The organism is Nocardia sp. NPDC051833, from assembly GCF_040681225.1.
In the GTDB taxonomy this organism is placed as follows: Bacteria; Actinomycetota; Actinomycetes; order Mycobacteriales; family Mycobacteriaceae; genus Nocardia.
The window spans coordinates 2,626,095-2,646,886 of record NZ_JBFAYK010000001.1; the positions used below are offsets into that span (position 1 = coordinate 2,626,095).

A 20,792-nucleotide genomic window follows, 5' to 3' on the forward strand; every position below is an offset into this window, starting at 1 on the left:
CCACCCTCAGCCGAACGGCTCCACCGGTATTCCGGCGTCGTCGAGCGCCCGTCGAATCCGGCGGGCCATCTCCACGGCGGCGGGGGAATCGCCGTGCACGCACACACTCGCCACGGACACGGCGACCGTACCGGGACCGTCTACGGTACGCGCGGTCCCCGACAGCGCAAGAGAAACCGCCTGCGCCACGGCATCATCGGGCGGCAGCACCGCGCCGGCAACTCCGCGCGGCGCCAGCGTGCCCGTCGCGGTGTAGGCGCGATCGGCGAAGCCCTCACCGACGAACCGCACGCTGACCCGGTCGGCTGCCCGTTCCAGCTCGGTGCCCGCCGGGCCGAGCAGGGCCAGCCCGGCGTCGGCCTCGGCCACCGCCGCCAGCACCGCGTCGGCGAGCAACCGGTCCCGGGCCGCCGCGTGATACAGCGCGCCGTGCGGCTTGACGTAGCGCACCCGGTCACCGGCCGCGCGGGCGAAGGCCGCCAGCGCGCCGATCTGGTACAGGACCTCGTCGCGCAGGTCGGCCGGGGCGATCGCGATGTCACGGCGGCCGAAGCCGGCCAGGTCGCGATAACCGACGTGCGCGCCGATCCGCACGCCCTTGGCGACCGCGAGTTCGCAGGTCCGCCGCATGATCGACGGGTCGCCCGCGTGGAAACCGCAGGCGATGTTGGCGCTGGTGACGATGTCGAGCATCGCGGCGTCGTCGCCCATCCGCCAGGGGCCGAAGCCCTCGCCCAGGTCACTGTTCAGGTCCAGCGGCATGTGCTGCCCTCCGGTCTCCGCGTGTCACTCCCAGGTGGGTGCTTCGGACGGCGTCCGCACCCCGGTGATTCGAGCATGAACGACTCCGTTCCGGCGATCGTCACCGGGGCGAAGTTTCCGCACCGCCCCATTGTGACGCCGCCCCAACACGCCGCGGACCATGGCCGCCGCGCCCGCGGCCAAGTACGCTCGGACCATCATGGCCACGTATTTCGATCCGAAGTCCTGGTCACTGTCGGGCGCTGTCGACATCGGCAAACGCCTCCTCGACCCGTCATGGATCGATCAGTGGCTCGGCTTCACCACCTCCTGGGCCGACCCCGTCGCCGACCTGGGCTCGGGCACCGTGACCGCGCTCATGCCCGACGTGCTGATGACCGTGCTCAGCGAGGGCATCCTCAGCCGATTCGGCGGCCAGGAAGTCAGCGCCACCCTGCTCGGGCACGACCTCACCGCCACCCTCGACGTGTTCAAGGTGCGCAGGCGCGGCGCCCATTTCCAGAGCAAGACGGTGCTGTCGAACCTGGTCTGGGACTCGCATCCGTTCGACACCGTCACCGTCATCGCGCACGGCGTCCGGCTGATTCCCGGTGTGCCGACCAAGATCCGGGTCCAGCAGCTCGACATCGAGGGCACCATCGACCTCGCCGCCCTGGTCGAGTGGGTGGACGCGCAGAACCTCGACTGGCGGGTGCACCTGGACGAACGCGCCCGCATCGTCGCCACCCACCGCACCCGCAAGATGCGCGCCCTGGTCGACGCGCAGGTCTACGACAACCTGCTCACCATCGACATCCGCAAGGCCAGCTGGCACGGCATCCGGCTGCCGAAGCGCGCGGTGCCCGCGCCGGCGCTGCTGCTCGACGACCTGCCCAACCGGGCGAGCATCTCCTACGCGCACCGGCGCGGCGACAAGGTGCGCTTCCGGATCGAACTGCCCGAGACCACCGGTTCGTTCGACCTGGCGCAGATCCGCGCCGCCATCGTCGCCGGGACGACGCTGATCGTCTTCTGATCAGGCGTTCTCGGCGGCCCACCACTCGAGCAGCGCGGCCTCGGCTTCCTCGCGGGTCATCGGGCCCCGGTCCAGCCGCAGGTCCTTGAGGTATTTCCACGCCTTGCCGACCTGCGGGCCCGGCGGCAGGCCGAGCAGCTCCATGATCGAGTTGCCGTCCAGATCGGGCCGCACCCGCGCCAGATCCTCCTGCTCCCTGAGCGTGGCGATGCGCTCCTCCAGCTCGTCGTAGGTGGCGCGCAGGGCCGCGGCGCGGCGCTTGTTGCGGGTGGTGCAGTCGGCGCGGACCAGCTTGTGCAGGCGCTCGAGCAGGTCGTCGGCGTCGGTGACGTAGCGGCGCACGGCCGAGTCGGTCCACTGTCCCTTGCCGTACCCGTGGAAGCGCAGGTGCAGGAACACCAGGCGCGCAACCTCTTCGGTGAACGCCTTCGGATACTTCAAGGCGCGCATGCGCTTGCGCACCATCTTCGCGCCGACCACCTCGTGGTGGTGGAAGCTCACGCCGCCGCCGGGCTCGTTGCGCTTGGTGTCGGGCTTGCCGATGTCGTGCAGCAGCGCGGCCCAGCGCAGCACCAGGTCGGGATCGCCCTCCTCCTGGTCGATCGCCTGCGAGAGCACGGTCAGCGAGTGCTGGTAGACGTCCTTGTGCTGGTGATGCTCGTCGATCTCGAGCTTCATCGCGGGCACCTCGGGCAGCACCCGCTGCGCCAGGCCGGTGTCGCACATGAGGTTGATGCCGTCGATCGGGTGCGCGGCGCCGATCAGCTTGTCGAGCTCGGTGCGCACCCGTTCCGCGGTGATCCGGTCGATCTGCTCGGCCATCTCCACGATCGCGGCGCGCACCCGCGGCGCCACGTCGAAGCCGAGCTGGGCGACGAAACGCGCGGCGCGCAGCATCCGCAGCGGATCGTCGTCGAACGAATCCTGCGGCGCGGCAGGAGTATCGAGCACGCCCTCGAGCAGGGCGTCGAGACCGCCGAGCGGATCGACGAATTCGAGCGAGCCGTCGGCGGCGATCTTCACCGCCATCGCGTTGACCGTGAAATCGCGGCGGACCAGGTCGCCCTCGAGCGAGTCACCGAAGGTGACCTCGGGATTGCGCGAGACCCGGTCGTAGGTGTCGGCGCGGAAGGTGGTGATCTCGAGCTGCTGATCGTCCTTGGCCGCGCTCACCGTGCCGAAGGCCAGACCGCCGGTATCCCACAGATGATCGGCCCAGCCGCGCATCAGCTCCTGGACGACCTCGGGCCTGGCGTCGGTGGTGAAGTCCAGATCGTTGCCGAGCCGCCCGAGCACCGCGTCCCGGACCGAGCCGCCCACCAGATAGAGGGAGTGCCCGCGCTCGGCGAACATCTCGCCCAGCGGCGTCAGCACATCCGATAGCTGTCCCAGTGTCACCGCCGCCGCGGCCAGCAGCCGCGCGCGCCGATCGGCCACAGCATCAGGGACAACGTTGGGGGAAACCACGAAAAGCCAGCCTACTGGGCTCGTCCGCCTCCCCGTCATTCAGCGGGCCGTTCAGGAGCTCGACCGTTGGCAGTCGGGCTTACGTCGAGTGAGCAGCGACTGGGAGGCGGTTGGGGAGTTACCCATGTCCTTGCGTGATCGGTGGGCTGCGGAAAGGCGTCCGGTACTCCAGGCAGAACGACACCTATAAGCTGGCTGGGTGTCTCCTCCGGCCGATCGCGCGAACAGTCGACGCCGCCAGCCGCGGCGGCGCGGTTCGGCGAGCAATGCCGGCAAGCCACGGATGCGCACGGTGCGCGAGACCTCCGCGGGTGGCCTGGTCGTCGACGGGCTCGACGGCCCGCGTGAGCAGCGCTCCGCCGCGCTGATCGGGCGTACCGATCGCCGGGGCAGGCTGCTGTGGTCGCTGCCCAAAGGGCATATCGAAGCGGGCGAGACCTCCGAGCAGACCGCCATCCGCGAGGTCGCCGAGGAGACCGGGATCAACGGTGAAGTGGTCGCCGAACTGGGCAGTATCGATTATTGGTTCGTGACCGAGGGCAGACGGGTACACAAGACCGTGCACCATTTCCTGCTGCGCTCGCTCGGCGGTGAACTGTCCGACGCCGACGTGGAAGTCACCCAGGTTGCGTGGGTTCCGTTGAGCGAGTTGGATTCCCGATTGGCCTACGCCGACGAACGCCGGCTGGCCGAAGTGGCGAATCGAATGATCGACCGGATGGAGACCGGCAAGCGATGACGGGTGGACTGTTCCGGCTGATCACGGCGGTCCTGACCATCTTGGGTTCGGTGACGCTTCTGCCTTCGGTCGCGCACGCGCAGCCGAACGGGTCGGGCACGAGCACACCGAAGTTCCTCAAGCTGACGCTGGACGCCGTCGCGCCGGGCACGGTCACGACGAGCAGCGATCCGATGCTGACGGTGTCGGGCACGGTCACCAATATCGGCGACCGCGTGGTCGACGACGTGAGCGTGCGAATCCAGCGGGCCGCGCCGGTGCAGTCCCCGAGCGGGCTGCGCAGTTCGCTGCGGCTCGATCAGGTGAACTACGAGGTCACCGGGCCGTTCCAGGATGTCGCCGAGCGGTTGAGTCCCGGTCAGCGCAAGCAGTTCTCGGTGCGCATCGCGTTGCGCGCCGGCGGTGAGGGCGCCTCGCTGGGGCTGACCGATCCCGGGGTGTATCCGCTGCTGCTCAATGTCAACGGGGAACCCGCCTACGGCACCCAGGCCCGGCTCGACGACGCCCGCTTCCTGCTGCCCGTGCTCGGCCTGCCCGGCGCGGGCGGCGACGCCACCGGCGCGGCGAGCGAGCCGGTGCCACCGCCCGCGGACGCGTCGCCGGTGGCCACCACGCTGATCTGGCCGCTGGCCGACCGGCCGCGCATGGTCGCGGGCAAACCGGGCTCGGTCAACGGGCAGCCGGAGCTGCTCGACGACGAGCTGGCCGTCTCCGTCGGCAAGGGCGGACGGCTCGAGCAGCTGGTCTCGGCGCTGGAATCGGTCGCGCCCGGTCCCGGCCGGGAGCGCGGCGTCGCCGGCTCGGTGTGCATCGCCATCGACCCGGACCTGGTCTCCACCGTGCAGACGATGACGCACGGCTACCGCGTACTGGCCAGTCCGTCCGATCCGGGCGGCGCAACCAGGGAGGGCACCGGCGCGGCGAGCGCGCAGGCCTGGCTCGACCGGTTGCGCGCGCTGGCCGGGTCGATGTGCACGGTGGCCTTGCCGTTCGCGCAGGTCGACGTGTCGGCGCTGGCCGCCGTCGACGACCCCGGCCTGTCCGCGCGCGCGCTCACCGCGCCCGCCGACGTGGTCGACGCGATCCTGGGCACCCGTTCGCTGCGCGGGGTCAGCCTGCCCGACTCCGGCAGCATCGACGACCCGGCCGGGCAGCTGCTGCGCGGCCACGGCTACGGGACGGCGGTGCTGGCGAGCACGGCGGTCTCGTCCGACGGCGCGGCGAGCGCTACCGAGAACGCGCTGACCTCGGCGCCGGTGACGTTGGAGCCGGGTGTAGTCGTCGGCGGCGAGCAGGCGGCGCCGGATGTCGTGCGGGTGCCGACGGTGAGCGTGGAACCGCCCGCCGGCGCGCCTGCGGGCACCGATCCCGCGCTGCGCGTCACCACCTTCGACATCTGGTCGGCGACCGCGCTGGCCGCCGTCGGCTCGAATCCGCCGACGCCGTCGTTCACCCCGTCGAAGGTGCGCTTCGACGTCACCAACGACTCCCGCGCCGCCCGGTTGCAGGACGCGCTCGGCGCGATCGCGTGGTCGGCGCTGAACCCGTCGCCGGAGCGGCCGCGCTCGCAGCTGCTGATGCCGCCGCAGCAGTGGGGCGCCAACCGGGAAGAGGGCATCGCGCTGCTCAAGCAGGTCGAACTGCTGACCCGCAACAATCTCGCCAGCCCGCGCGGATTCGCCGAGCTGGTCGCCCAGGCGCCCGATCCGCACCCCTACACGCTGGAGTATCTGCCGCGCGCGGCCCAGGACGCGGCGCCGGAGCGGTTCGTGCCGCCGGTCCACGCCCAGGGCGCCCGGATCACCGAGCTGATGCGCGCGCTGGTCGAGCTGCCGGAATCCGAGCTCACCCCGCACGCCTTCCTGACCCCGGCCCGCGAGGACCTGCTGCGCGCGCTCAGCCTGTCCGATCGCAGGGCCGACGACGACACACTGGCCGATCTGCACGCCCAGCGCCGCATCGATCAGGTCACCAAGGAACTCGACACCATGTTCTCCTCGGTGTCGGTGCTGCCGCCGGGTGGGGTGTACACGCTGGCGTCGGAGCAGAGCCCGTTGCTGCTGGTCGCCCGCAACGAACTGCCGGTCGCCATCCGGGTGCAGTTCCGGATCGAGGCGCCGGCCGAGACGAACATCACCGATATCGGCGAACAGCTGCTTCCGCCATCGGGTACCCGGTCGTTCCAGATTCCGACCGAGGTGAGCGACAGCCGTAAGCTGGTGATTCCGATCTCCCTTACCACGCCGGACGGTGTAGCGCTAGGGGAGCCGACGTCGGTCTCGGTACGCTCGAACGCCTACGGGCAGGCCTTGGCCATAATTACGGCATGTGCCGGAATATTGCTGTTGCTGTTGGCCGGGCGCCGGCTCCTGCGCCGGTTCCGCGGGCAGCCCGATCCCGCCGACGAGGGGTTCGAACGGCAGTGAACGCCCGCGCCTGAGACGCGGGCGGGGGAACATGGCAGACAAGGACGAGAGTGGCACGGGTGAGCGAAACGCTCACCGGACCGGCGGGATTCGCGGGTTGCGCCGGGTACAGGAGGCATGATGGGCGACGATGATTCCGCTCATCGGCACGACAACGACGATCGCCGCGACGGACCGGAACGCCCGGCCCCGGTCGCGCCGTGGGAGCGTGGCATGACGGGCGGGGAGCACGAGGGGAACGTCGCCGCGCCGCGTCCCGGGGCGCCGGAAGGACGGCCGTATCGGCCCGCCGACCCCGGCTTCGAACCGCGTCAGCCCGGATATCGTCCCGCCGACCAGCCGCCGCCCGGATTTCGGCCCGTGCCCACCGATCGGGCGGGCGACCCGTCGCGCGCGGCCTACGGCGATCAGCCGGACGGTCCGTCCGGCGAGGGTGTACCCCGGGTTCAGCTGCCCGGACAGCCCGGTGAGTTCCCGCAGCAGCGGCCCGGACCGGGCGGTCGTCCGGGTGGTCCGCCGCAGCGCCCCGGGCCGCCCGCGGGTCGGTCGGGTGAGTTCCCGCAACAGCAGCGACCCGGTCAGCCGCTGCGTCCGGCGGCCGGGCAGTCGGGGGAGTTCCCGCTGCAACAACGGCCGGGTCAGGCGCCGCGCCCCGGGCGCTCTGGAGATTTCCCGCCCGCGCACCCCGGTGCCGACGAGTTCCGGGGACAGCGACCGCTACCCGGCTCGGGTGGTTTGCCGGCTGAGCCCCGCGCGGGCCACCCCGGCGCTCGCGCCGACGAGTTCCGGCCGCAGCGCCCCGGACCGAGTTCGGGAGAGTTCCCGCAGCAGCGCCCCGGTCAACCGCCGCGTCCCGTAGGGGGTCAGTCGGGCGAGTTCCCCCGGCAGCAGCGACCAGGCCAGGCCGCGCGCCCGGGAGCCGGTGCCGATGAGTTCCCGCCACAGCGACCTGGCCAGGGCTCGCGCCCACAGGCGGGTGCCGACGAGTTCCCCCAGCAACGACCCGGCAGGGCTCCGCGCCCCGTAGCCGGTCCCGGCGGACAGTCGGGCGAGTTCCCCCAGCAGCAGCGACCCGGCCAGGCCCCGCGCCCGGAAGCTGGTGCCGACGAGTTCTCGCCACAGCGACTCGGCCAGGGTTCGCGCCCAGCGGCCGGCGCCGACCAGTTCCCGCAGCAGCGTCCGGGCCAACCGCCGCGGCCCGTAGCCGGACCCGGCGGTCAGTCGGGCGAGTTCCCCCGGCAGCAGCGGCCGGGCCAGGCTCCGCGGCCCGAGGCTGGTGCTGATGAGTTCCCGCAGCAGCGACCCGGCCAGGGTTCGCGCCCGGGGGCTGGTGCCGACGACTTCTCCGTGCAGCAACGACCAGGTCGTCCGCAGCGCCCCGGTGAACTCCCGGCTGAGCCGCGTTCGGGTCGCCCTGGCGTGCGATCCGACGACCTCCGGCCGCAGCGGCCCGGGCAGGGGCCGGGCTCGGGAGAGTTCCCGCAGCAGCGGCCCGTGCCGCACGGGTCGGCGTCCGGGGCGATTCCGCGCCAGGCACGTCCCGATCTCGACGCGGGCGCACGTCCCCAGCGGCCGCAGGAGGGTTCGGTGCCGCCCGGTTCGGGTGGGCGCCCTGGTGTTCCGCGCGGGTCGCAGTCCGGGGCGATTCCGCGGCAGGGCAGGCCCGAACAGCCGGGCGGAGACGCCGGGCGACGCAACGCACCGCAGCGCCCCTCCTATCCGGGCATGCCGGGCACCCCGGTCGGCGCGCAGGCCGACGCCGATCGCCGTGGTCGGCGCACGGCCGTCGTCGACGACGCGTCCGCCGCCAAGACCCAGCGGATCGCACGCCCCGCGCGGGTGTCGACCGAGAAGCAGGCGACCCCGCAGAGCGCCAACGCGAAACTGCTCAAGGACTCCGGCTCGATCGCCATCGCGACGCTGGTCAGCCGCGTCACCGGCTTCGCCAAGCAACTGTTGCTGCTGACCGTGCTCGGCCCGGCCATCGCCAGTGCGTTCATCTCGGCGAACCTGATCCCGAACATGGTCGCCGAGCTGGTCCTCGGCGCCGTGCTGACCGCCATCGTCGTGCCGACCCTGGTCCGCGCCGAACACGAGGACGCCGACAACGGCGCCGCGTTCGTCCGCAGACTGGTCACCGCCGCCTTCGCGGTGCTGTTCGCCGCGACCGTGCTGACACTGGCCGCGACCCCGATCCTGGCCAGCCACGTGCTGGTGGCCAGCGACGGCAAGGTGAACACCCACCTCACCACCGCGCTGACCTACCTGCTGGCGCCGGCGATCCTCTTCTACGGCATGTCCGCCCTGTTCACCGCGATCCTCAACACGCGCCAAGCGTTCAAACCGGGCGCGTGGGCGCCGGTGCTCAACAATGTCGTCGTGCTGGCCGTGCTGGCCGTCTACGCGTTGACCCCCGGCGAGATCACCCTCGATCCGGTGCGGATGAGCGACCCGAAACTGTTGGTCCTCGGCATCGGCATCACGGTCGGTGTGGCCACCCAGGCACTGAGCCTGCTGCCCGCGATCCGCAGGCACGGCATCAATCTGCGGCCGCTGTGGGGTGTCGACGCGCGCCTCAAGCAGTTCGGCAAGATGGGCGCGGCGATCATCCTGTACGTGCTGATCAGCCAGATCGGCCTGGTCGTCGCGAACAACATCGCGTCCTCGGCCGACGAGGCCGGTCCCGCGATCTTCGCCAACGCGTGGGCATTGCTCCAGCTGCCGTACGGCGTGCTCGGCGTCACCCTGCTCACCGCGATCATGCCGAGGCTCAGCCGCAACGCCGCCGCCGACGACACCCCCGCCGTGGTCGACGACCTGTCCGTGGCCACCCGCCTCACGATGATCGCGCTGATCCCGGTGGTCACCTTCCTGACCCTCGCGGGTCCGGAGATCGGCCAGGCGCTCTACGGCTACGCCCGCTTCTCCGGCGACGCCGAACGCCTCGGCAGCGCGGTGAGCTGGTCGGCGTTCTCGCTGATCCCGTACTCCCTGGTGCTGATCCATCTGCGCGTGTTCTACGCGCGCGAGCAGGCGTGGACGCCCACCTGGATCATCCTCGGCATCACCACGATCAAGATCCTGTTCTCGGCGCTGGCCCCGGTGCTGGCCCGCGACAGCGACGACGTGGTGATCATCCTCGGCGTCGCGACCGGCCTCGGTTTCACCGCGGGCGCGATCATCGGCGGCCTGCTGTTGCACCGCAGCCTCGGTGACCTGCGGATGGCCAATGTCGGCCGCACGGTGACCCGGGTGCTGCTCGCGTCCGTGGCCGGTGGCGCCGTGATGCTGATCGTCGACACGGTGACCGGCCTGGACCGGGTCTCCGGCGGCGCCGGCTCGCTGCTGCGCGTCGTCATCGACTCGGTGGTCATGTTCTCGGTCGCCTTCGGCCTCATGCGCCTGGCCGGCATCCCCGAGGTCGTGGCGATCACCGTGGCCGTCTCGCGCAAGCTGGGCATCACCCCGCCCGCGCCGGATCTCGGCCTGGACGAGACCCCCGCCGAGGACATCTACGCGACCACGATCCTGCGCAGGCCCGACACCTACGCGTTCCCGTCGTATGGGCCGTCGATGGACACCCAGACGATGGTGCTACCGGTGATCCGGCCCGGCGCTGTTGACATCACCGGTCAGGCACAGTTCCCGTACGCTGTTCGGCATACCGACATGGGTGGCGATGACGCCAGCACGCGGAAGATTCCGCGAGATCAGGCCGAAGGAGGACCGAGGGTGAGCGATGACGCGGTGGGCGGCGTCCCGGCCGCTGATTCTGCGGCGCGCGCAGCAGGAGGAATGTCCACCGATGTCGATCCTGCCGCGTCCGGCGCGACAGGATCCGAGCAGGCCGACACGCCCGACGAGGCCGAATCGCCGCATAACAGCTCGGCAGAGGACCGGGGACCGGCGGACGACGCGCGCGCGATGCCGCCGCACGATCCGACGCACGACACCGGCATGTTGCCGATCCCGCCGCAGGTCCCGCCTGCCGCGGCGGCGAACCGCGCCCAGCGTGGCCCCAAGCTGATCCCCGGCGCGTCCGTCGCCGGCGGCCGCTACCGTCTGCTCGCCGGTCACGGCGGCGCGCGTGGCCTGAAGTTCTGGCAGGCGCTCGACATCAAGCTCGACCGCGAGGTGGCGCTGACCTTCGTCGACGCCGACCAGAAGTCGGGGGAGAACTCCGGGCACGACGGCCCGCAGGCGATCCTGTCGCGCACGCTGCGCCTCGGCCGGATCAACTCGCCCGGCCTGGCCAGGGTCCTGGACGTGGTCCGCGGCAGCTCCGGCGGCATCGTCGTGGCCGAGTGGACGCCCGGTCGCTCGCTGCGCGAGATGGCCGAGACGGTGCCGTCGCCGATCGGCGCGGCCAGGGCCATCAGGGCACTCGCCTCGGCGGCCGAACTGGCCCATCGTGGCGGCGGCTCGCTGTCGATCGATCATCCGGACCGGATCCGGATCAGCGCCTCCGGTGACGCCGTCCTGGCGTTCCCGGGCACCCTCGGCGATTCCGACGCCCAGGGCGACGTGCGTGGCCTCGGTGCCATGCTCTACGCCCTGATCACCGCGCGCTGGCCCATCCGGGTCGGCGGCGTCACCGGGACCGCGGCCACCATCGGCGGCCTGCACCTGGCCGACTTCGGCCCCGACGGCACCCCCGTCGAACCGCGGCAGATCCGGCCGGAGGTCCCGTTCGAGATCTCGGCCGTCGCGGTCCGTTCGCTGGAGTCGAACAAGGGCGTGCGCACCGCGGCGACGGTGCAGCACGTGCTCGAGCAGGCCTCGGTCGTCGACCAGAAGACCGATTTCATCCCGGTCCTGCGGCTGGGTCAGCGGGCGGTCGCGGGCGGACCCGATTCGCTCGCCGACCCGGAACTGCTCGCCGCCGAGCGGGAACGCTCGCAGCGGATGATGTGGATCATGGTCGGCCTCGGCGTCCTCGCGGCGCTGGTCGTCGGCATTCTCATCTGGTGGATGGTCAGCATCTTCGCGCCCGGCGCGTCGGACAAGCCGCTGGACGAGCAGATCAACATCGGACTCACGTCGAGTGTCGCGCCGCCGAGCGCGGCCCCGCCCGCCGGGCAGACCCCGGCCGCGCCGCCGACCAGCGTGCCGGTGCCCGTCACCGGTGCCGCGGTGTTCTCCCCGGAGGGCACCCCGGACGGCGCGGCGTCGGCGGGCGCGGTGCTCGACCAGAACCCGGCGACGGTCTGGCGCACCGACCAGTACTTCCAGCAGTTCCCCGCCCTCAAGAAGGGCGTGGGCCTGCTGGCCACCCTGCCGACGTCGGCCAAGCTCACCAACGTCTCGATCACCTCGCCCAGCGCGGGCAGCACCGTCGAGATCCGCACCTCGCCGACCGAGACCCCCACGCTCGACCAGACCCAGCTGATCGGCTCGGCCAAGCTGGTCGACGGGGTCACCGACATCGCCGTGCAGACCGACCAGGCCGCTCGTTTCGTGCTCGTATGGATCACCGGACTCGCGAATTCGGGCGGTCAGTTCCAGACCGCGATCGCCGACGTCCGTTTCGACGCCGCGCCCTAGTCGGCGCCGAACTCCGCCCACCGCTATCGACGCAGGTGGCCGCCGTCTTCTGCGCGTAGATCGGTCGTTCATCGAACTGCGGTCCGGTTGGTGCGCAATTGTTATCGACGATATGATCGGGCCGCGCTCTCCGCAGGGAGCTACCCAGGATTTGTCGACGTCGATCCTGGACGCCGCAGTAGTCAGGTGATGGATCGGCCTCGTTCGCCGACGTGAAGTCGCCGAATGAGCGCTGTCCAAGGGGTCAGGTGTCGCCGGAAGTCAACGAGCAGGTACGCGGGGGGAGAACGCGGCAGGTCGCCGCACACCGCGATCGCTCGTTCGTGCTCGAGAACGGCAGCGACAAGGAACTGCTGGCCGCCCATGTCCGGGGTGAGCCGCACGCCTTCGCCGAGCTGCTGCGCAGGCACAAGGACCATCTGTGGCAGACCGCGCTGCGCACCTCCTACAGCCGCGAGGACGCCGCCGATTCGCTCCAGGACGCGCTGCTGTCCGCGCATCGCACCGCGAGCTCGTTCCGGGCCGAGGCCGAGGTACGCAGCTGGCTGCACGCCATCGTCGTCAACGCCTGTCTGGACCGGATCCGCCGGAACAAGACCCGCCGCGCGATCTCCATCACACCCGAGACCATGCCCGAGGCGATCGAGCCGCGCGACGAGTTCGCCGAGTACGAACTGTCGACCGTCGTCGGCGAGGCGCTGTTCACACTGCCGGAGGATCAGCGGCTCGCCCTGGTCATGGTCGAAATGGAAGGCCGCAGCGTGGCCGAAACCGCCGCCGCACTCGGCGTGGCGGAGGGCACTATCAAGAGCCGATGCTCCCGAGCGCGCGTACGTTTGCAAGAACGTTTGGAATTTTTCCGGGATCCGGGGAACCGGATCTAGCCCGGATGCGTCATTAACAGTGACGAACAAGTCAGCGATGTAAATCCTGCGATCCGATATCGACAGAACAGGGGAGGTGCGAGGGTGTCTCGATCCGTGCCGCAGCCTCCGTTCCCGTCGGAACTGCTGGCCGATCTGCATGGCGACAACCTCGCGGCCGAACTGCGCGAGCAACTCCTGCCACAGGTCAGCGCCGACCCAGACGCGCTGCACTACCTGAACCAGCTCGACGAGGTGAACACGCACCTCCGCGCACTCGGCGCCGACGACCGGATCATGCACCGCATGCCCGACGACATCGCCGACCGTATGTTCCGATTCGTCGCCGATCTGGACGCCGACACGGGCGACGGACCGACAGACCGCTTGACAACAATCTCCCCGCCGGACGGACCGACCGATCGGCTGACGACCATCCCGCAGGCCCAGCCGGACGGCCCCACCGACCGGCTGTCGACGATGTCGATCCCGCTGCCCCCACCGCGGCCACCCGTCGACGCGCCGGTCTCGCTGGCGCGGTACCGATCCCGGCGCCGCGCGGGCTGGCTCGCCGCGGCGGCCGCCTCCGTCGCCGTCATCGCGGGTGTCGGCGCGGTCGTCACCACGATCGACACCACCGACGGCACCCCGACCGCAGCACCGTTCACCGAACCGGACACCGCGGGTGACGAGCTCACCACCGCCGCGGCGCTCAGCGCGCTCGGCAAGCGCGAGGTGACCGGCCCGCTGGCCGACGAGGCGGCGCTGGCCCGCTGTGTCCAGGCCAACGGCGTCGACCGCACGGTGCTCGGTGCGTCGAGCATCACCTTCCGCGGTACCGACGCGGTGCTCGTGCTCGTCATCGGGCCCAAGCCGCCGACCATCACCGCGCTGGTCGTCGGCGCGGGCTGCACCACCGGGGCGCCCGAACAGCTAGCCCTGCGCGATATCGGCTGACACGGTGCTTCCCGGGCAGTCCCGCAACCCCGGGAACAACACCGTTTAGGCTGTTGTTGACCGACACGTCCCCAGCTTGTCTTTTCGGAAGGGCCCCATGAGCACGCCAGTTCGCGACCTGATCATCGTCGGCTCAGGACCCGCCGGTTACACGGCAGCCGTCTACGCCGCCCGCGCGGAACTGCAGCCGCTGGTCTTCGAAGGCACCCAGTTCGGTGGCGCCCTGATGACCACCACCGAGGTCGAGAACTTCCCCGGCTTCCGCGAGGGCATCATGGGCCCCGACCTGATGGAGCAGATGCGTGAGCAGGCCAAGCGTTTCGGCGCCGACCTGCGCACCGAGGACGTCGACGCGATCGACCTGTCCGGCCCCATCAAGAAGGTGACCGTCGGCGACGAGACCTTCGAGGCCTACGCCATCATCCTCGCGATGGGCTCGGCCGCCCGCTACCTGAACGTGCCGGGCGAGCAGGACCTGCTCGGCCGCGGCGTGAGCGCCTGCGCCACCTGCGACGGCTTCTTCTTCAAGGGCCAGGACATCGTGGTGGTCGGCGGCGGCGACTCGGCCATGGAGGAAGCGACCTTCCTCACCAAGTTCGCGGCCAGCGTCACCGTGGTGCACCGCCGCGAGGAGTTCCGCGCCTCGCGGATCATGCTCGAGCGCGCGAAGGCCAACGAGAAGATCAAGTTCCGGCTCAACGCCGAAGTGGTGAAGGTCAACGGCGAGACGAGCGTCACCAGCCTGACCCTGCGCGACACCCGCACTGGCGAGGAGTCCGAGCTCGCCGCGACCGGCCTGTTCGTCGCCATCGGCCACGACCCGCGCAGCGAACTGGTCAAGGGCCAGGTCGCGCTCGACGGCGAGGGCTACGTGCAGGTCACCGAGCCGGGTACCGCCACCGACGTGGCAGGCGTGTTCGCCGCGGGCGACCTGGTCGACCACACCTACCGCCAGGCGATCACCGCCGCGGGCACCGGCTGCCGCGCCGCTATCGACGCCGAGCGCTGGCTCGCCGAGCAGGGTGACATCACCGCCAACACCCTCGAGAACGCCGACGGTCCGGCAGCGGTGTCCACCAACTGATTTCGAGCACTTCGAGTTCCACCCCAGCAAGGAGTACAGCCATGGCCGAGAGCGCCAACACCATCACCGTCACCGACCAGTCCTTCGCCGATGACGTTCTGCTCAGCGAGAAGCCGGTGCTGGTCGACTTCTGGGCCGACTGGTGCGGTCCGTGCAAGATGGTCGCCCCCGTGCTGGAGGAGATCGCCGGCACCCACGCCGACAAGCTGACCATCGCCAAGCTCGACACCGAGGCCAACCCCGGCGCGGCGCGCGATTACCAGATCCTGTCCCTCCCGACGATGATCCTGTTCCAGGGCGGCAAGCCGGTGAAGCAGATCGTCGGCGCCAAGGGCAAGGCGGCACTGCTGCGCGAACTCGACGGTCTCATCTGACCAGCGGTCTGATAAAGCACCTCCTACCGGCCGACGCGCCGTAGGATGCCTGGACCCGGGATTCCCGTAATACGGCCCGGGTCTGAGACAATCGAGGCGACGCTCCGGCCGAAGGAAAGGGCTCTCAAGCATGCACCGACTTCGTCACGGCGATTCAGGACCAGCCGTAGCAGAGGTTCGGAGCACCCTCGCAAGCCTGGGCTTCCTGCATCCCCAGCACGGCGATTACTGGAAGGACACCGACGCGGAGTTCGACCGGCCGCTGGACTCGGCGGTGCGCGCGTTCCAGCAGCAACGCGGTCTGCTCGTCGACGGTGTGGTCGGTCCGGCCACCTACCGCGCGCTGAAGGAAGCCTCCTACCGCCTGGGTGCCCGCACACTGATCTACCAGCTGTCCGCGCCGCTCTACGGTGACGATGTCGCGACCCTGCAGCGCAAGCTGCAGGACCTCGGCTTCTACGTGCACCGGGTCGACGGCTACTTCGGCCCGCACACCCACGACGGTCTCAGCGCCTTCCAGCGCGAGATCGGCCTGTCCGCCGACGGCATCTGCGGTCCCGACACGCTGCGCTCGCTGGATCTGCTCGGCGCGCGCGTCACCGGCGGCAACCCGCATCGCATCGCCGAGGAAGAGGTCGTGCACCGGGCGGGTCCGCAGCTCACCGGCAAGCGCATCGTCATCGATCCCGGGTTCGGCGGCGCCGACAAGGGTTTCGCGGTGCCGACCGAGTTCGGTGACGTCTTCGAGTCGGAGATCCTCTGGGATCTGGCCTCACGGCTCGAGGGCCGGATGGCCGCCACCGGCATGGAGACGTTCCTGTCCCGGCCGTGGGGCGCCAACCCCACCGATGTCGAACGGGCCGATACGTCCAACGCCTTCGACGCCGACCTGATGATCTCGCTGCGCTGCGCCACCAGCGACAACCCGTCCGCGAAGGGTGTGGCCGGGTTCTACTTCGGCAACTCGCACGGCTCCGTCTCGATGATCGGCCAGGTGCTGGCCGGCTTCATCCAGCGCGAGGTCGTCGCCCGCACCTCGGTGCAGGACTGCCGGACCCATCAGCGCACCTGGGACCTGCTGCGGCTCACCAAGATGCCGACCGTGCAGGTCGACCTCGGCTACCTCACCAACGAGTACGACGCCTCAGTGCTCACCAACCCGCGCATGCGTGACGTGATCGCCGAAGCCATCCTCATCTCGGTGAAGCGGCTGTACCTGCTCGGCCAGGACGACCAGCCCACCGGCACCTACACCTTCGCCGAGCTGCTCGCCGAAGAGCTGGCCGCCGCGGACGCGGGCAACGTGCCCGCCCCGCGCGTCTGACAGACCCCCGAAACGACCAACGGCCCTGCGGTTTCCGCAGGGCCGTTGTCGTCTGTCCGCCTCAGTGCGCGCCGACGCGGGTGGGCGGCACCATCGACGCCGCCGCGAGAAGCTGGTCCAGGGCGCGCTCGACGTCTTCCTTCCAGCCGTGGTCGGAGTCGAGCTCCAGCCGCAGGCGGGGGAAACGATGATGCGGGGCCACCACTTCGAAACCGACGTCGGCCAGGAAATCGGCGTCGATCATGCAGGTTTCGGGGGTGCACTGGGTCGCCGCCGCCGGATCGCGCAGCGGTGCCGCGATCCGTTCCATCAGCCGCATGGACGAGCCGAGGCCACGGTCGGCCAGCGAACTGGTCGAGGGCCCGTTGCGAATGCCGAACGCCTCGATCGCGCGCACGCCACGACGCACCAGATCGGCCACCACGCCCTGAATCAGCCGGTGGGCTACATCGGCCTCCTCATAGGGGAATTCGGCCTGCAGCGTGGTCAGCAGGACCGCGTCCGGGCTCACGGGGGAGGTGGGGAACAGGGTCGACCGGGGGACCGCACTCGGGGGCGAGTACAGCGCGCAGCCGGCGATGTTGTTGTCGACATGCGCCAGCTGACCGCACGAGCCCCACTCGAGCATCACGGTCGAGAGCCAGGCCTCCTTCTCGAAGACCGGATCGCTGAAAGCATGGGAGTCGGCAGCGACGGCTGGATCGAGCTCCCAGAACACACACCGCCGGGTGTGCGCCGGGAGCTGATCGAGTCGATCGAGGGTCAATGCCGTGACGCTGGTCGACACCGCTCTGCTCAGCCTCCAGCTGTCCGATTCATCCACGCTCACGCCACATCACTATCCACAGTAATGCCGCCTCTTTCAATTATGTAGAAAGAATGGGAGTGCCCCGTCACAGTGACGTTTCAGGGCCGGATTGCTCCATCAGCGCCACAATGCGCTCGAGGTCTTCGACGGAACCGAACTCGACAACGATCTTGCCTTTACGCTTTCCGAGGCTGACCGTGACCCGGGTGTCGTAGGAGCCCGACAGCCGTTCGGCCACTTCTTGCAGACCCGGCATGTGGATCGGCTTACGCTTCGGCGCCGGGGGAGCGACCTCCGAAGGGTTGCGGTTCGCCAGCGTCACCGCTTCCTCGGTGGCCCGGACCGACAATCCCTCGGCGACGATCCGCGCCGCCAACACTTCCTGCGCGTCGGCTCCGGCATCCAAGCCGAGCAGCGCCCTGGCATGTCCGGCCGAGAGCACCCCGGCCGCCACCCGACGCTGCACGGGGATCGGCAGCTTCAGCAGTCGGATCATATTCGTCACCACCGGCCGCGAACGGCCGATTCGCGAGGCCAATTCCTCGTGGGTGACATCGAATTCCTCGAGCAGCTGCTGATAGGCGGCCGCCTCTTCGAGCGGGTTCAGCTGCACGCGGTGGATGTTCTCCAGCAGCGCGTCGCGCAGCATCGAACCGTCGGCGGTGTCGCGGATGATCGCCGGGATCGTCGCGAGGCCGGCTTCCTGGCACGCGCGCCACCGGCGCTCGCCCATGACCAACTGGAACTTGTCGACGCCCGGCTCGACCCGCCGCACCACGATCGGCTGCATCAGGCCGAACTCGCGGATGGAGTGCACCAGCTCCGCCAGCGCCTCCTCCTCGAAGACCTGACGCGGCTGCTTGGGGTTCGGCTCGATCTGCTCGGCGGGCACCTCGCGGTAGACCGCGCCGCCGGGGGAGACGAGCTCTTCCTCCTCCGGTTCCGGTTCGGCATCCGGGACGCGATGCAGGAACGCCTCGGCCGGCTGCGGGCCGATCGGATTGATCCCGATCACGCTCGCCGCGGCACTACTGAGACCCGGCGCCGTCGCCGCCGGACCCGTCGGGATCAGTGCGGCCAAGCCGCGCCCGAGACCGCCCTTTTTCGCCTGACTCATCGGCTACCGATCCCTTCCTCGTTCCAACACACCACTACGACGCGTCCTGGCGCAGTTGGGCGCGGGCGGCGAGCTCGCGCCCCGCGTCCAGGTAGCTCATCGCACCGCGGGAGCCTGGATCATAATCGAGCACGGTCATTCCGTAGCCCGGCGCCTCCGAGACCTTCACGCTGCGCGGGATCATCGACTTGAGGACGACGTCGCCGAAGTGGTTGCGCACTTCCTCGGCCACCTGGTCGGCCAGCTTGGTGCGACCGTCGTACATCGTCAGCAGCACGGTCGAGACGTGGAGTTCCGGGTTGAGGTGCGCCTGCACCAGCCCGATATTGCGGAGCAGCTGACCGACGCCCTCCAGTGCGTAGTACTCGCACTGAATCGGGATCAGCACTTCCTTGGCCGCGACGAGCGCGTTCACCGTGAGCAGGCCGAGGGAGGGCGGGCAGTCGATCAGGACGTAGTCGATGTCGTATCCGGCGAGGGCCGCCTCGTGGATGGCGGTCTTCAACCGCCCCTCGCGCGCGACCATCGAGACGAGTTCGATCTCGGCGCCGGCGAGGTCGATCGTCGCCGGGATGCACAGCAGCCGCTCGCCATGCGGGCTCTGCTGAATCGCGTCCTTGACCGACACCTCGCCGATGAGCAGTTCGTAGCTCGACGGCACCCCGGAGTGATGCGCGACGCCCAGCGCCGTACTCGCATTGCCCTGCGGATCGAGATCGACGACGAGAACCGTCATGCCCTGGTGCGCTAGCGCCGCAGCGAGATTGACCGTCGTCGTGGTCTTACCCACGCCGCCCTTCTGGTTCGCGATGGTGATGATCCGTTGCTCGCGGGGTTTCGGCACAGTGACCTTTCCTGGATGCAGAATCTGGCTGGCGCGTTGCGCTTCCGCCGCGATCGGGGTCTCGGCCGGGGAGATGTGCCCGAAAGGAGTGTTCCCGAACGTCTCCGCGTCGAAGTTGCTGGAATCCAGCATCCCCGGGACCCGCGACGCTGTTTCCCGTGAAACATTCGCCGGACCGCTCGACATAGACAGCTCCTAACCCGAGAAACTTCAGATCACGTTCTCCCGACCGAGCGTCGGCGCCGTGTCATCACAAACAAGATCGGCGGCGTCCGGCCACTGCCACGGTGGCTCCCGGCGCGCACGCCCGACTGTGAACAGCTTGCCAGCACTGCGACAGATAGGAAAGCTGAATCGCGGCACGCCGAGAAGGACACACCCAAGTTCGCGCAAATCGGTTTTCGAATCGATGTTTCACGGGAAACACAGGGGAGTGGTGGGCCGAAATCGGATGCCCGATCAGCCCTTCCAGCCCACCGCGCGACCTTGGGCGCGCCCGTCCGAACCGTCCGCGCGGTGATCACTCGCCGGGTACATGTCCGCGGCGAGGCACCGACTTTCGCGGCTCCCGCAGCACTGCCTTTCCCACTCCCGTGGCGGCGGGATTCCCCGCTTCCGCGGCACTGCCTTTCCCCGCTCCCGTGGCGGCGGGATTCCCCGCTCCCGAGTCAGCGGCGTGGCACGACACCTGGCCGGTGTGCCAGCGCCTCACCGCAGCCCCTCGGCGCTAACTGCGGTGAGTCACTTACTACCCCCGGCGCAGAGAGATCGGCACGATAGCGCCGGCGGTTGCGGCTGGCCTCGCGGCACCTGACCGAACCGCATCGCAGCGCGAGATCACGCGGGGCGACCTCGTCACGTACCACGTCGAGACGCCCGAATGTCCGGCCACCGCACTGGAACCGACGACGGTCCCCGCCGCCGAGCTTTCGACCCGCATCCACGCCGAGCCCCGTGGGCAAGCTCGGCGACGCTCTGCGCAGCGCTGGCGTACGCGTCCGAAATCCGTCGACGCCACCGGACAACCAGAACAGGCCAAGTCCTGAAACCTCGACGCGATCTTCCGAATACCGACCGCCAACGGTCCGTCCAACCGAAGGATCCGTCCGCCTTCAGACAGGCCAGGCACGGTGATCACCCTCGCAGACCGAACCGACACCGTCACCGGCTCGCGGATCCGACCACCACGGCGAGACTCATTGCGCGACGGCCGTGCTCGATGATCCCAGCCACGTCCTCGGAACCGACCGCCGGATGTCACCACGAGACGTCCTCGACCGCCTCGTCCGCCACCAAGCGGAAGCCCGTTCAGCGACGGCAGGCACATGCCTCCTCCCGGCCCAGGTCCCGTGCACTCTCCTTGCCACCACAGCGGCACTGCTCGACGGCGGAGTGGCGAACCAGCCGTCCATGCCGCAGTGGCGAACCAGCCGTTCGCACCGAAGTGGCGAGCCAGCCACCCACGCCA

Annotated in this window: 16 protein-coding genes; 9 read left to right on the plus strand and 7 right to left on the minus strand. The window is 69.9% G+C overall.

The window, feature by feature from the left end:
* Nucleotides 1-6 precede the first annotated feature (6 nt).
* A complete protein-coding gene (locus AB0L91_RS11885) occupies nucleotides 7-762 on the minus strand; it encodes a 5-oxoprolinase subunit PxpA (protein ID WP_365009308.1) in 756 nt (251 codons plus the stop codon).
* A gap of 199 nt (nucleotides 763-961) precedes the next feature.
* On the opposite strand from AB0L91_RS11885, the gene AB0L91_RS11890 reads away from it, so the two are divergent.
* Complete coding sequence (locus AB0L91_RS11890; RefSeq protein WP_365009310.1) at nucleotides 962-1,777, plus strand: hypothetical protein; 816 nt, start codon at nucleotides 962-964, stop codon at nucleotides 1,775-1,777.
* On the opposite strand, the gene AB0L91_RS11895 is transcribed toward AB0L91_RS11890, so the two are convergent.
* Nucleotides 1,778-3,214 (minus strand): CCA tRNA nucleotidyltransferase, encoded by a 1,437-nt coding sequence (locus AB0L91_RS11895; protein WP_365009312.1) that lies wholly within the window; start codon nucleotides 3,212-3,214, stop codon nucleotides 1,778-1,780.
* 313 nt (nucleotides 3,215-3,527) lie between these two features.
* On the opposite strand from AB0L91_RS11895, the gene AB0L91_RS11900 reads away from it, so the two are divergent.
* Nucleotides 3,528-3,983 carry an NUDIX hydrolase gene (locus tag AB0L91_RS11900; RefSeq protein ID WP_280346635.1) on the plus strand — a complete coding sequence of 152 codons (456 nt, stop codon included), beginning with the start codon at nucleotides 3,528-3,530 and terminating at the stop codon, nucleotides 3,981-3,983.
* Nucleotides 3,980-6,409: a DUF6049 family protein gene (locus AB0L91_RS11905; protein ID WP_365009314.1), complete on the plus strand. Its 2,430-nt coding sequence runs from the start codon at nucleotides 3,980-3,982 to the stop codon at nucleotides 6,407-6,409. Before AB0L91_RS11900 ends, AB0L91_RS11905 begins: the two co-directional genes overlap by 4 nt.
* Nucleotides 6,410-6,481: 72 nt before the next feature.
* Here AB0L91_RS11905 and AB0L91_RS11910 read toward each other — a convergent pair whose 3' ends face one another.
* Both AB0L91_RS11910 and AB0L91_RS11915 read right to left on the minus strand, forming a co-directional pair.
* Nucleotides 6,482-7,036: a hypothetical protein gene (locus AB0L91_RS11910; RefSeq protein WP_365009317.1), complete on the minus strand. Its 555-nt coding sequence runs from the start codon at nucleotides 7,034-7,036 to the stop codon at nucleotides 6,482-6,484.
* A gap of 90 nt (nucleotides 7,037-7,126) precedes the next feature.
* Nucleotides 7,127-7,912: a hypothetical protein gene (locus AB0L91_RS11915; RefSeq protein ID WP_365009319.1), complete on the minus strand. Its 786-nt coding sequence runs from the start codon at nucleotides 7,910-7,912 to the stop codon at nucleotides 7,127-7,129.
* Between the two features lie 222 nt (nucleotides 7,913-8,134).
* On the opposite strand from AB0L91_RS11915, the gene AB0L91_RS11920 reads away from it, so the two are divergent.
* The 6 genes from AB0L91_RS11920 (at nucleotide 8,135) to AB0L91_RS11945 (ending at nucleotide 16,555) form a co-directional block, all read left to right on the plus strand.
* Complete coding sequence (locus tag AB0L91_RS11920) at nucleotides 8,135-11,953, plus strand: murein biosynthesis integral membrane protein MurJ (protein ID WP_365011270.1); 3,819 nt, start codon at nucleotides 8,135-8,137, stop codon at nucleotides 11,951-11,953.
* A 323-nt stretch (nucleotides 11,954-12,276) separates the two neighbouring features.
* Entirely contained in the window at nucleotides 12,277-12,837 is a 561-nt protein-coding gene (gene sigM, locus AB0L91_RS11925; protein WP_355275454.1) for an RNA polymerase sigma factor SigM, read from the plus strand.
* Between the two features lie 96 nt (nucleotides 12,838-12,933).
* A complete protein-coding gene (locus tag AB0L91_RS11930) occupies nucleotides 12,934-13,773 on the plus strand; it encodes a hypothetical protein (RefSeq protein ID WP_365009321.1) in 840 nt (279 codons plus the stop codon).
* A 97-nt stretch (nucleotides 13,774-13,870) separates the two neighbouring features.
* Nucleotides 13,871-14,857: a thioredoxin-disulfide reductase gene (gene trxB, locus AB0L91_RS11935; RefSeq protein ID WP_365009323.1), complete on the plus strand. Its 987-nt coding sequence runs from the start codon at nucleotides 13,871-13,873 to the stop codon at nucleotides 14,855-14,857.
* A 41-nt stretch (nucleotides 14,858-14,898) separates the two neighbouring features.
* Nucleotides 14,899-15,231: a thioredoxin gene (gene trxA / locus AB0L91_RS11940; protein WP_019050115.1), complete on the plus strand. Its 333-nt coding sequence runs from the start codon at nucleotides 14,899-14,901 to the stop codon at nucleotides 15,229-15,231.
* A gap of 130 nt (nucleotides 15,232-15,361) precedes the next feature.
* Nucleotides 15,362-16,555: an N-acetylmuramoyl-L-alanine amidase gene (locus tag AB0L91_RS11945; protein ID WP_355275328.1), complete on the plus strand. Its 1,194-nt coding sequence runs from the start codon at nucleotides 15,362-15,364 to the stop codon at nucleotides 16,553-16,555.
* Between the two features lie 61 nt (nucleotides 16,556-16,616).
* On the opposite strand, the gene AB0L91_RS11950 is transcribed toward AB0L91_RS11945, so the two are convergent.
* The 3 genes from AB0L91_RS11950 to AB0L91_RS11960 all read right to left on the minus strand — a co-directional run bounded on the left by AB0L91_RS11950 (nucleotide 16,617) and on the right by AB0L91_RS11960 (nucleotide 19,510).
* On the minus strand, nucleotides 16,617-17,342 hold the full coding sequence (locus tag AB0L91_RS11950; protein ID WP_355275330.1) for a GNAT family N-acetyltransferase: 726 nt from the start codon (nucleotides 17,340-17,342) through the stop codon (nucleotides 16,617-16,619).
* A gap of 106 nt (nucleotides 17,343-17,448) precedes the next feature.
* Nucleotides 17,449-18,480 carry a ParB/RepB/Spo0J family partition protein gene (locus AB0L91_RS11955; protein ID WP_365009326.1) on the minus strand — a complete coding sequence of 344 codons (1,032 nt, stop codon included), beginning with the start codon at nucleotides 18,478-18,480 and terminating at the stop codon, nucleotides 17,449-17,451.
* A gap of 34 nt (nucleotides 18,481-18,514) precedes the next feature.
* Nucleotides 18,515-19,510 carry a ParA family protein gene (locus AB0L91_RS11960; RefSeq protein ID WP_365009328.1) on the minus strand — a complete coding sequence of 332 codons (996 nt, stop codon included), beginning with the start codon at nucleotides 19,508-19,510 and terminating at the stop codon, nucleotides 18,515-18,517.
* Between the last annotated feature and the right edge of the window lie 1,282 nt (nucleotides 19,511-20,792).

Coding starts and splice junctions, on each gene's coding strand:
- AB0L91_RS11885 (WP_365009308.1), bottom strand. CDS start 762: ATGCCGCTGGACCTGAACAGTGACCTGGGCGAGGGCTTCGGCCCCTGG.
- AB0L91_RS11945 (WP_355275328.1), top strand. CDS start 15,362: ATGCACCGACTTCGTCACGGCGATTCAGGACCAGCCGTAGCAGAGGTT.
- AB0L91_RS11900 (WP_280346635.1), top strand. CDS start 3,528: ATGCGCACGGTGCGCGAGACCTCCGCGGGTGGCCTGGTCGTCGACGGG.
- trxA (WP_019050115.1), top strand. CDS start 14,899: ATGGCCGAGAGCGCCAACACCATCACCGTCACCGACCAGTCCTTCGCC.
- trxB (WP_365009323.1), top strand. CDS start 13,871: ATGAGCACGCCAGTTCGCGACCTGATCATCGTCGGCTCAGGACCCGCC.
- AB0L91_RS11890 (WP_365009310.1), top strand. CDS start 962: ATGGCCACGTATTTCGATCCGAAGTCCTGGTCACTGTCGGGCGCTGTC.
- AB0L91_RS11955 (WP_365009326.1), bottom strand. CDS start 18,480: ATGAGTCAGGCGAAAAAGGGCGGTCTCGGGCGCGGCTTGGCCGCACTG.
- AB0L91_RS11905 (WP_365009314.1), top strand. CDS start 3,980: ATGACGGGTGGACTGTTCCGGCTGATCACGGCGGTCCTGACCATCTTG.
- AB0L91_RS11920 (WP_365011270.1), top strand. CDS start 8,135: ATGCCGGGCACCCCGGTCGGCGCGCAGGCCGACGCCGATCGCCGTGGT.
- AB0L91_RS11960 (WP_365009328.1), bottom strand. CDS start 19,510: ATGTCGAGCGGTCCGGCGAATGTTTCACGGGAAACAGCGTCGCGGGTC.